10 protein-coding genes and 1 tRNA gene are annotated in these 11,959 nt (G+C 38.0%); 5 read left to right on the plus strand and 6 right to left on the minus strand.

Annotated features, from left to right (window positions below):
- Positions 1 to 398: 398 nt before the first annotated feature.
- The 5 genes from AC25JC_RS04180 (at position 399) to AC25JC_RS04200 (ending at position 5,812) form a co-directional block, all read left to right on the plus strand.
- Positions 399 to 932 (plus strand): fimbrial protein, encoded by a 534-nt coding sequence (locus AC25JC_RS04180; protein ID WP_078189196.1) that lies wholly within the window; start codon positions 399 to 401, stop codon positions 930 to 932.
- Between the two features lie 75 nt (positions 933 to 1,007).
- Entirely contained in the window at positions 1,008 to 1,739 is a 732-nt protein-coding gene (locus AC25JC_RS04185) for a fimbrial biogenesis chaperone (protein WP_078191821.1), read from the plus strand.
- Between the two features lie 65 nt (positions 1,740 to 1,804).
- Positions 1,805 to 4,384 carry a fimbria/pilus outer membrane usher protein gene (locus AC25JC_RS04190; protein WP_486923512.1) on the plus strand — a complete coding sequence of 860 codons (2,580 nt, stop codon included), beginning with the start codon at positions 1,805 to 1,807 and terminating at the stop codon, positions 4,382 to 4,384.
- Complete coding sequence (locus tag AC25JC_RS04195) at positions 4,381 to 5,403, plus strand: fimbrial protein (RefSeq protein ID WP_078188633.1); 1,023 nt, start codon at positions 4,381 to 4,383, stop codon at positions 5,401 to 5,403. The genes AC25JC_RS04190 and AC25JC_RS04195 overlap by 4 nt, the downstream gene beginning before the upstream one ends.
- Positions 5,404 to 5,518: 115 nt before the next feature.
- Entirely contained in the window at positions 5,519 to 5,812 is a 294-nt protein-coding gene (locus AC25JC_RS04200; RefSeq protein ID WP_078191824.1) for a hypothetical protein, read from the plus strand.
- A gap of 429 nt (positions 5,813 to 6,241) precedes the next feature.
- Here the strand turns inward: AC25JC_RS04200 and AC25JC_RS04205 are convergent, their stop codons facing one another.
- The 6 genes from AC25JC_RS04205 to AC25JC_RS04230 form a co-directional block, all read right to left on the minus strand.
- A complete protein-coding gene (locus tag AC25JC_RS04205) occupies positions 6,242 to 7,207 on the minus strand; it encodes a DUF3644 domain-containing protein (protein WP_078191825.1) in 966 nt (321 codons plus the stop codon).
- Between the two features lie 216 nt (positions 7,208 to 7,423).
- A tRNA-Val gene (locus AC25JC_RS04210) sits at positions 7,424 to 7,500 on the minus strand.
- A 32-nt stretch (positions 7,501 to 7,532) separates the two neighbouring features.
- Complete coding sequence (locus AC25JC_RS04215; protein ID WP_486923513.1) at positions 7,533 to 9,545, minus strand: transglutaminase TgpA family protein; 2,013 nt, start codon at positions 9,543 to 9,545, stop codon at positions 7,533 to 7,535.
- A 3-nt stretch (positions 9,546 to 9,548) separates the two neighbouring features.
- Positions 9,549 to 10,454 (minus strand): DUF58 domain-containing protein, encoded by a 906-nt coding sequence (locus AC25JC_RS04220; protein ID WP_486923514.1) that lies wholly within the window; start codon positions 10,452 to 10,454, stop codon positions 9,549 to 9,551.
- A gap of 12 nt (positions 10,455 to 10,466) precedes the next feature.
- The gene (locus tag AC25JC_RS04225) at positions 10,467 to 11,390 is read right to left on the minus strand and encodes an AAA family ATPase (protein WP_486923537.1); all 924 of its coding nucleotides are present in this window, start codon (positions 11,388 to 11,390) and stop codon (positions 10,467 to 10,469) included.
- Between the two features lie 262 nt (positions 11,391 to 11,652).
- Positions 11,653 to 11,955: a YbdD/YjiX family protein gene (locus tag AC25JC_RS04230; RefSeq protein WP_078190160.1), complete on the minus strand. Its 303-nt coding sequence runs from the start codon at positions 11,953 to 11,955 to the stop codon at positions 11,653 to 11,655.
- Positions 11,956 to 11,959 lie beyond the last annotated feature (4 nt).

Genomic DNA, 11,959 nt, shown 5'->3' on the forward strand with positions numbered 1-11,959 from the left:
AATTACGATTGGAAACGATCGCGGTTAATACCTTTCATATAAGTAGATTTGATTCAACCATATTCTCGATAACACTTTAATTAATTAAAACTTTAATAAATCTGTCATCAATTTGTTGATTTGACCATTCACTCTGTAAATTTACAAAAATATTTAAATTACTTTTCACTTAATTAAACTCTTAATTTTTATTAAAAGGCTTCATAAGCATTTATTTTAAATAATAATAAATTATAAATTAACTAACTATACAACTGTAGTTTAATTCAACAATAAAAACACATAATTTAAATTTAATGTGACGTGGTTTACATTTTTAAAATCAGCGGTTAATCTTCTGTTACCAAAGCGGTACACCACCAATCACAAACAAAGCCTATTTTTTCGGGAAAAGTAAAATGAAAAAGATCGTTCTAATTGCTGCTACAACAATTCTAGGTATCAGCGCTGCAAATGCTGCTGATGGCACTATCACTATCAATGGTTTAGTTACAGATAAAACTTGTGACATCGTTACCCCTCAAGGTAAAGATTTCACTGTAACTTTACCTACTGTGTCTAAGCAAACTCTTGCTAAAGCAGGTGATGTTGCTGGCCGTACTCCGTTCACAATCAACTTAGCAAACTGTTCAGAAGGTAAAGTTGCTACTTATTTTGAACCAGGTGCAACTGTTGATTTTGCTTCAGGCCGCTTAAACAACCAAGATGCTGCTGGCGCGAAAAACGTTCAAGTACAACTTTTAGGTTCAAACAATCTATTCGTTCCAGTTCTTGCAGCTGGTGCTAATGGCGCGCAAACAAACTCACAATGGGTTGACGTTGCTGACCAAGGTTCTGCTGACTTGAACTACTATGCAGAATACTACGCAACTGACGCTTCTACTGCTGGTAAAGTAACAACTTCTGTTCAATACACCATTATTTACCAATAATCGTTATTGCAACTGAGAGCCGATGCAGTTCGCTGCATCAGCTCACTCATTAAATACCCTTTGTGAGAATAAGTTATGCGCTTTAAGCCTTCCCTTTTCAAAACTGCACTTTTAGCTGGGCTGTTCCCTTTTACTGCTGCAAATGCCGAAATTATTATTCACGGCACACGTGTCATTTACCCTTCAGATGCGCGTGAAATTACTTTGCAAGTGAGTAACAATGGCAACAAACCGTCGCTAGTACAGGCTTGGATTGATGAAGGAAATGCTTCAAGTACCCCTGACCAATCACAAGCTCCTTTTATGATTACTCCACCTATTTCACGGGTAGATAGTCAAAAAGGGCAAACTTTACGTATTTCTGCCTTACCTAAAGCAGGCAGCTTAAGTAAAACCCAAGAAACTTTATATTGGTTGAATATTTTAGATATTCCACCAAAACCGACTGCAAAAAATGTAAATGATGTACCAGAAAACTTTTTACAACTGGCAATCCGTTCACGTATCAAGTTCTTTTACCGTCCGAGTGAGCTAAAAGATGATGTAAGCACTGCGCCATCTAAGCTTCAATGGTCTGTACAAGGTAATCAGCTAAATGTGAAAAATCCGACACCATTTCATATTACGCTGACCTCAATTAATCAAGACAATGCAGGTAAACGTATTGACTTAATTAATGAAGGCTTGATGCTTAAACCTTTTTCTGAAGACCATGTAGCACTAAAAACAGCGAATACTTCAAAAATGGTTTTCACCAGTATTAATGACTACGGTGGACGTGTGGAATTACCAATTAAAGTGCAATAGCTTCAAATAAACAAAAGTAAATTCATTTAAAAGCACCTATTTCCAATGAATAGGCGGACAGTTTCATGCAAAAAAAAAAACAAAGTCTAAAATGGGTTAAACGTCACATCAGCTATTATATTGCTTGCGGCGTTATTACACTCAGCATGCCTGCTCTTGTTCATGCAGCTGAAACCGAAGTAAAGCCAACTGTTGCTGAAGAAGCAGAGTTTGACTCAGCTTTTTTAATTGGCGACGCAAAAAAAATCGATGTTGAGCGTTTTAAATTTGGCAATCCAATTTTGCCTGGCGAATATAATCTTGATGTCTATGTCAATGGAAACTGGTTTGGCAAGCATCGTATCGTATTTAAAGCCTTAGATAATAAAGAAACTGCCTTTACCTGTTTCTCTGAAAATAGCCTGATTCAATATGGCGTAAAGCCTGATGCTTTAAAAAAAACAGCTGATGCACTTCCGAATGTAGCGCCATGTCAAAAAATTGAGCAATGGATTGATGATGCCTATTATGAATATGACAGTTCTCGCCTGCGTATTGATATTTCAATTCCACAAATTGCCATGCAAAAAAATGCGCAAGGTTATGTAGATCCAAGTGTATGGGATCGTGGAATCAATGCTGCTTTTCTTTCATACAATGCCAGCGCTTACAAAACATTTGACCGCATGCAAGGCCGTCAAGAACGCACAAATGCGTTTACCTCTATAAATGCAGGCGCCAATCTTGCAGGTTGGCAATTTCGACATAACGGACAATGGCAATGGCAGGATGGCGACCAAAGTAACAATGAAAATCCATCCGAAAGCCAAAGCAGTTATGATGCTGTCAGCACTTATGTACAGCGCGCATTTCCTAAATATAGAGCCGTACTGACTTTAGGTGACAGCTATACCGATGGCGAAATTTTCGATTCATTCGGTTATCGCGGTGTAGATATCTCCAGTGATGACCGTATGCTGCCAAACAGCATGATTGGCTATGCACCGCGTATTCGAGGCAATGCAAAAACCAATGCAAAAGTGGAAGTACGCCAGCAAGGTCAGCTGATTTACCAAACAACTGTAGCGCCGGGCAACTTTGAAATTAATGACCTCTACCCTACAGGTTTTGGCGGTGAACTTGAAGTTGCTATCTTGGAAGCTAGCGGTGAAATTCAGCGTTTTAACGTTCCTTATGCATCTGTTGTACAAATGCTGCGCCCGGGCATGAGCCGTTATTCGATCACTGCTGGTCAATTCCGTGATAAAGACATTGATCTTGATCCTTGGATTGTGCAGGCAAAATATCAGCGGGGTTTAAACAACTACATTACGGCTTTTACTGGTGTACAAAGTGCAGAAGACTATACTGCTCTGACCTTGGGCAGTGCCTTCGCTACACCTGTTGGTGCAATATCACTGGACGTGACCCATTCTCAAGCTGATTTCAAAAAACGTGATAGCGAAAGTGGGCAAAGTTACCGTTTAAGTTACAGTAAACTTATTACGCCAACGAATACCAACTTAACTTTAGCCGCTTACCGCTACTCGACTGAAAACTTTTATAAACTGCGCGATGCTTTAATGATCCAAGATTTGGACGATAAAAGTATCAGTTCAAGTCATGTTGGTAAGCAGCGAAGTGAATTTCAAATTACTTTAAACCAAGGCTTGCCAGACAAATGGGGCAACGTTTATGCCACTGGCTCTTGGGTAGACTATTGGAACCGTCAGGAAACAACTCGCCAATACCAAATTGGCTACAGCAATACTTATAGCAGTTTAACTTATGGCTTATCTGCGATTAAACGTGTGGTCGAAGATACAGCAACTAAGCGCACTACCAATGATACAGAGTATATGTTGACGCTGTCCTTGCCTTGGACATTTAAGAAAAATTCAGTCAATTTCAACTCAATTACCACACAAGACAGCACAACTATTGGCATGAGCGGTACGGTCGGTGACAGATTCAATTACGGTACTTCTGTTTCAGATACTTATGGTAGTAATCCGAGCATGAACGTCAACGCTCAGTACCGCACTAACTTTGCTACTGTGGGTGGTTCATACAGTGTTTCTGATCAGTATCAGCAAGCAATGCTTTCTGCACGCGGTAATGTAGTTGCACATTCTAAAGGTGTACTGTTTGGCCCAGACCAAGGGCAAACCATGGTCTTGGTTTACGCACCTGAAGCAGCAGGTGCTAAAGTAAATAACGCAACAGGATTAAGTATCAATAAATCAGGCTATGCAGTTATTCCATATGTAACACCATACCGTTTAAATGACATTACGCTTGATCCACAAAATATGTCGACCAATGTAGAATTAGAAGAAACCAGCCAACGTATCGCGCCGTATGCTGGTGCAATTTCACAAGTTAGCTTTGCAACAAAATCCGGTAAAGCTATTTATATTCATGGTTTAACCTCAGAAGGTAAAACCCTACCATTTGCAGCTGAAGCATATAGCTCTCAAGGTGAAAATGTCGGCATGGTTGCACAAGGTAGCATGGTTTATTTGCGTACCAACCAAACAGCGGATACTGTCACCATCAAATGGGGCGATGAAGATACTGAGCAATGCCGCATTCAATACGATGTGACAAAACAAGCAGAAGATAAAAATCTCACCATGATCACGACTGAAGGTGTATGCCAATGAAAATGAAAATTGTTAATACCCTATTGCTGCTCGCTGGAACGGCTGGTCTGTCTGAAGCTTATGCTGCGTGTACACCACAATCTGGATTCAGATCGCAAGATGTCAGTATGTCTGTCGGCCGAGTTGTTGTTCGTCCAAGTGATGCGGTGGGTACAATATTAAGAAAAGCCACTTTTCCAATATCTTCAAATGGATCTACCATCCGATGTGATAGCGGTACTGCATCTACAATCAATGCTGTGTTAAGTCAGGGCTTTACACTCAGTCCATCTGGCAACTCTATTTACAATACTAATATTCCCGGCATTGGCATTCGGCTCTATCGTGAAGCTGAAGGTGCTTCAGGATTTTCAGGCTACTATCCGTATTCACGCGCTTTGTCTAGAAATACTACTTACAACTTAGCGAATGGCTATTTTGTGGTCGAAATTGTAAAAACTGCACCTACAACAGGTTCTGGCACATTAGTCCCTGGTCAATACAGCAGCTATTATGTAAATGGCTATGCGAACCAGCCACTACTGACCAGTACAGTTTATGGTAATGCGATTACCATTGCCTCTTCTTCATGTGAAATCCAAGGCAACATAAATAAAGTGGTCCAATTACCTACTGTTAATAAAGCAGACTTTAAAGGTGTAGGTTCTACTCAAGGTGAACAAGCATTTGATTTAAATATTCTGTGCAATGGCGGTAAAAACCCAACAGGATATGAAGAAAGCAATAAAATCAGTTTAAGCTTTGATTACAATGCTGCGGCAAATACCAATAATCAAGTCATTAATAATGATGCACCTGCAAATACCCGTGCACGCGGTGTCGGTACACAAATACTTTGGAATTATCAAAATCAAAACAAGGTCATTGCCAAAGGCGATAAACTAGCGCTTGGTACACTAAGTTCTAATCAAACGCTGCAATATAATGTGCCAATGAAGGCGCGCTATTATCAAACTGAGCCAACTGTTTCACCTGGAACAGTTCGAGGTATGGCAACCGTCACAATTGAATATGATTAATTTGATGCAAATCACTCTTTATAAGTTTTTTTTATGCATTGAATGAATTTTTCTTGTTATTAACAATATAGACGTGTATTTATTTAACTAAACATCTCAATAATGGGGAAAAGAGATGAAGTTAAATAAATATATAACTTTAATTGGTTCAATTGTATTTTGTGGCGTTGGCCCGCTTTGCCATGCTGAGCAAATCAATTTTAACGGAACAATTTCAGAATTTACCTGTGCACAGCAGTCGACAGAACAGGCTTGTTTAGATTTGAATAAAGCAATTATAAAACTGAAGATTCAACAAGATTCTAGTGCGAATTCTGCATTGAACAAACAAACATCCAAGACTGCGGATATTTCTATTGAGAACACAGAAAATCAAAACCGTAAAGTAATGGTTATTAATTATCATTGATCAGATTCAATTTAATTCGCAAAGTCTGAATAATTGATTTGGGCTTTGCAATATCTATTCCAATCTTTTGAATTAAAATAATTAACAATTTTATAATATATATAAAAATCACTTTAAATTTTATTTTTTCATTTTATAGTGCTCTGACATGTTAATTGGCTTAATTAATTTAATAAGATATATCATAAGTATTTAAGGCTATCTAACAAAAAAAATACTTAAACTCAGTATCCCCTTCTATTAGAACTAACGATAAATTTTAATATTTATTTAATGTGTAAAAAGCTTACAAACGTCTACTTTATTGTAAGAATTTGAATATACTTATAAATACGAGCAGACTCGAACTGCTGACCTCTACGATGTCAAAGTCAGATTTAACTGATTTATATCAATATTTTAATATCAATTTGACGCATACTTGTCGCATTATAGATTAGCACTTAACTCTGTTCGTACTAATTGAATCCATTTCTCATAATAATGCCAGTGCTTGTCAGCAACCATTGTACCAAAGCCATTTGCTGGGTTTTTTGCATCAAATTTTTTAACAAGCTGAGTATGGCTATGCATTGTGAAATTATCAAAACCTTCTTCTTTCATCTTACAGACCACTTGGCTGGGTAGAAACTTTGCCTTTTCTGTTTCTTTAATAACGGCATACTCTTTATTAAGACCAACTGCTAATGGAGAATCTGATTTAACGAATTCAATCACCTTATCGGCCTGACCACGACGATTCGCTGTTTTAGGAATAAAAAGTATCCTATATGCATATCTAGGATTCGCATACTCATCATCATTTAAAGATTTATCGAAATCCATAATATAAGAAGCAATATTTTTTGGTAGCCCATCTTGATCCATTAACATTTCTTTTTGCTCTGTATCAATTGATGAAAATTGCAAACTAAATGAAAGATGGTTTTCTATACCCAACTCTCTGCCAAAAAAGTCTTTAAGATATTCATTATAATTTAAACAACAAGCCTGAAATCTAGCACTAAGCAGATCATCAATTTTATTAGTCATTTGATGTTCAATTTCATGTCTCAATCCAATTAAGAACCTAAGGTTATTTGCTGTATCTTGATCGATTGGATTCTCGGTACAATTTAAGCATCTTTCCAACTCCCAGTATTTATAAGCGCCTTTATTGGTTCTATGAAATCTTTTTCTGCCCCTAGCATTATCAAAATAACGATATTCAATTTTATTGGCTCTGAAATATGCGTGTAATAAGTAAGTCCATGCAATATTCATTAACACTATGTAAGACTCTGCCTTAAAAGACATACTAGGATTATTGAATATTTGTACCGCGGCTAAAGCGGCTTCTCTTGATTTCTTAACTAATTCCCCTTTTACAGAGGCTATTTGTCTTAATCTTGTCATAACTCTCTAAATATTTAAAATTATTCAATCTTTCTAATTTAAACACTAGTTCAAAAACTAATCCAACAAATTGTTATTTTGCGTTTTTTTGACGCATTTCTTTGGGAAATTGGCGTTTTTGGAGGTTTTTCCCAATTTTAAGTTATAAGTTTAGTAAGAAACAGGCATAAAAAAAGACCTATAAGCATCTGATTTACTTATAAGTCCTTGATATCTTGGTAGGTTTAACCAGATTCGAACTGGTGACCTCTACGATGTCAACGTAGCGCTCTAACCAACTGAGCTATAAACCTAGAATGCGTAGAATCATATTCATTTTTATTTTTTATGACAAGCTCTTTTCTGACTTTTTTAAACTTTGCGTACAAGTTTTGAGCAACAACTTAAAACATTGAATATCTTGAGAACTTAGCGCAGTACCAACATATACTTCCTGCTCAAATAACATTATAACTTGTTCAAATGCCGCCCTTTCCTGTTCAGGTACATTTTCAGCCAAACGTTGTAGCCAATGCCGAAAACTTTCAGAAGTCAATTTTTGCTGGCTCAAGGGTAAATTCTTTGCGAAATTGGTAATTTCTCTTTCAAGAGGGCTTAAACTTTTTCTTTTTTTCCACAAAATCCATATAAAATATAATGCTACAATGCCACCAATACTCAAAATAAGAATTAAAACAACTGCATAAGCAGAATTTACCCCGAGCTTTTTAAACCATTGTTGCTGTGATTCAGCATTATAACCCACCACCTTGCTTTGCCATTGGTAACTCGCATAATCACTCCATACACGGACTTTTTTCAACATCGAAAATTGTTGATAGGCCCAAGTCGACTGCTGGCTCCCAAAAATTGTCCGATCTTGTTCCATATAATCCTGCATCCCACCATCGATACGCTGCGGTGCGATCATGGCCGTCGGATCAATACGACGCCAATGTTGATTGACATAAACCTCTGTCCACGCATGTGCATCAAGTTGACGAACTTCCCAACTTTTTCCATCTGGTGCTAATTGACCACCTTGATATCCCACAACAATACGCGATGGAACACCCACATAGCGCATCAACATTGCAAAGCTCGAAGCAAAATGTTCGCAAAAGCCCTGTCTTGATCCAAATAAAAAATCATCTATCCGATTTTGCCCCAATACACCTGGGCTTAAGGTATATGCAAAACGATTTTGTCTATACCATTGCAAAACTTCGGCAATATAACGCTCAGGATTTTGATGACTTCGCTGCCATAAAGTTTGGGCCAATTGCTGTGATTGAACATCCAAGTTTTCAACATAGCGAGTGTTTAATTTTTCAAGTAAAGCCACATTTTTTATTTGTGGCGGCTCTGCACTTCCTAACCATTTCAGTTGAATCGGCTCTGTACGTGCTGTTAATCGGTAGGGTGTAATTCGACCATCTTGACCTAAAGCAAAACGTGCTTCATTGGGAACGGATTGCTCCAACGACATAATCCACATCACAGTTGGGTCGGCAGCCAAATATTGATAATTCAATGTCCGCTTGGGTTTTAAATCGTCTGGATTCAGCTGTATAACGTTCTGGTTAAAAAAATGACTTGTCCATTTAGAACCATCATATTCATCTAAAGCCATCGCCCGCCAATATAGCTCTGTACGAGGTGGCAAGGCTTGAATATCACCGATTATACGAAATGCCAAGCTACTCGACTGTGATAACTCAGCAATATCGCCCGGAGACATGCTGTCACTGATTCCTGTTGTGGCTTTATTTTCAGGAATAGGAATATGCCATAGCGGCGGCAGGCGTGGAAAAAAGAGAAACAGTAAAATAAAGAATGGAACAGCTAAGGCAATAAATTTTCCCACATGCCCAATATCTTGTTTAATCGCTTGTACTTCACCGACTGAGTTTTGGCTAAAACCAAAGGTCTGTAAACGGTATAATCCAATAAAGCAGCTCAACAACGCCAACAAAATGACCAATGCCATGGCAAAAGACTGGCTAAACAAAAAACTACTGGCAATCACAAACATCGCAAAGTTAAATAAAATAATTACATCACGACGTGTTTTTGTTTCTAAAGATTTAGCAAATAAAAATGTACTAAGTACTGTAACCCCTGCATCAACACCAATAAATGTTTTATGACTTATGTAAATGCTGAATAAAGCTATCAATGTCAGCACATAGGTTAAAATTTTAGAAAATGGTTTTTTACTGGCGCGGGTATTGAGTAATAAAAAAAGCCAAATGACTAAAAATACTAATGATGTCACCACTGGTATATAAAGCATTTGCGCAATGAGCACCAAAGCTAAAGTGAGTAGTATGGAGCGGCGTATGGTATTTTCAATCATAAATCAAGCCTGCGCCAATAACCGTTTAGCTTCGGAAAAATGCAGTGCTCCAGTGCCTGATGCTAACTCAGCATTAGGTAAATACAGTGCATATTGATCGTGATTTTGCTCAGCCTGCTCGACCAAACCCATCATAAGGCTAAGTTTTTCTTCATGACTTTGAGCTGGCATATAGTGATAATGAATCTCCAATTTCTTTAGATCTTCATATTGTTCAAAGACTTTCACATATAAGCCTTGTCCTCTTGCTGCTTGTTTCCAAGACACCGCATGAAGTGAATCCCCCGTCTGAAAACTCCGTAATTCGCGAAATTCATCAAGATCAGGTTCAAAGTTTTGCTGTTGTTGCTTATTTTCAACGGAATGCCAACTGGCTTGAGGTGCAACCCACGCTGGTTGCTGTACGTACAAATACGTCCAGGCCCGAACCAAACCAAAGGGATAAACACTATAAATTTGTATAGGTGGAATCTGAAAAGCACCGCGTTGACTGGTTATAAAATTTAATTGAAACTCATGCTGTTGCGTATTGAACAATAATTTATGTAGCTGATTTTCCGTTTTAATCCACAAATATCGCGCCTGCTCGCTCTCTTGTTTAAAGTAAATATCGACCGAAAGTAATTCACCTGCTTGCGGTGTATCAACAACATTTATTTGAATCTGTAACGCATGAAGCTGCTTAAAAGTAATATAGAAACTAATACACAGTACAGCACTAATTAAAAAGCAAAAGCCTAGAATCAAATTATTGGCATAATTCACACCTGCAATAAAGGTGATGAAAATTAACACCAAATACAAGTAGCCTTGCTGATAGATAAAGATCAAGACGTCTTTTTGGGTCAGCTGTTTATGCTGATCAATTTTAAATCGACGTTCAATCCATTGCTGCCACATTGAAGCCAAGGTTCAACTCCTTTATTGAATCGAAACTTGTTCTAAAAGCTTAAAGGCTTCAAGATCTGACAGCCCAATTCGATGAGACACTACCGCTGTAAACACCGCTTGCACATCGTCAGGATTCACATAATTTCGCTGCTCAATCAGCGCATAGGCTTGCGCAGCTTTCTTTAAGGCTAAAACACCACGCGTAGAAAGACCATGTCTCCCTTTACGTGTTTCAGCAGCAAGATCCAAAATGTAATCCATTAAACGATCACTCAGATGTATCTGCTCGACAAAGCCTTGTAGTTGTAAAATTTCGGCTTCGTTAAAAATATTTGCTAATACTGCAATCAGATCATGGCGTGAAGTTTGTTGGAGTAATAATTTCTCTGCCTGACGCGATGGATAACCTAAAGACAAACGCATTAAAAACCGGTCCAACTGGGACTCAGGTAAGGCATAAGTCCCGCTTTGAAATAAAGGGTTTTGTGTCGCAATCACCCAAAATGGTTGAGGCAAAGCATATCGCATACCATCAACCGTCACATACCCCTCTTCCATCGCTTCCAATAAAGCACTTTGGGTCTTTGGACTACAACGGTTGATTTCATCTGCCAATAAAATTTGGGTAAATATCGGCCCTGATTTAAACTCAAAATGATGTTCTTTTTGATTAAACATATTTACCCCTATCACATCGCTAGCCAGCATGTCATTGGTAAATTGAATCCGTTGAAACTTTAATCCCGCCAAATGTGACAAGGCGCTAGATAATGTCGTTTTTCCTAAACCAGGTAAGTCTTCAAATAGCACATGCCCGCCTGCCAATAGGCAAGCTAAAGCCAATTTGGTTTGCTGATTTTTATCCAAAATAATTTGGTTAATTTGTTCGAGGAATGTATTTATTTTCGGGTAAAAAGGCGCAAGGCTCTGCTCACTTAAAAGCGTTGATGTAATATTTTGTTGGCTTTTCTCTGATCCCCAAAACACCTTTTATTCCCCAATAAAAAAGTTAAATGAATGACTAACATACAGGGTTTTATTTAAAAATACAGTGTTTATCTCCAAGCAATACCCAGTTCCATACTTTAAATAGATACTCTTGATATTTATTGAATATACAAAAGGGTTGTTTTCGCTTCGACTGATCACAAATCAGCAATAAAAAAAGCGTCCCGAAGAACGCTTTTTTCTTAGATTTTTGGCTCGAGTCACTGCATTAGCAAGGACACTTCTTCATGTCACCACCAGCTGATGGATAACGTGCATCTACACAGTGACGATAAAATGTTTTTGCATCCATCGCTTCCAAATCAGGATGATGTTTTGCCATATGTTCCAAATAGTTTTGGTAATCTGGCACACCCACCATCAGGCGGAAGCTTTGCTGTAAACGTTGCCACAACGTCGCAATACGTGACCAATTTTTCGGGTTCAGAATTAAATCCTTCTGCGACATAATGGTCATTTTAATGATTTTATAAATCACCGTTTTTCCACTTTTTGCAAACTTCAGGTTCATTCAT

The organism is Acinetobacter sp. P37 (assembly GCF_057480965.1).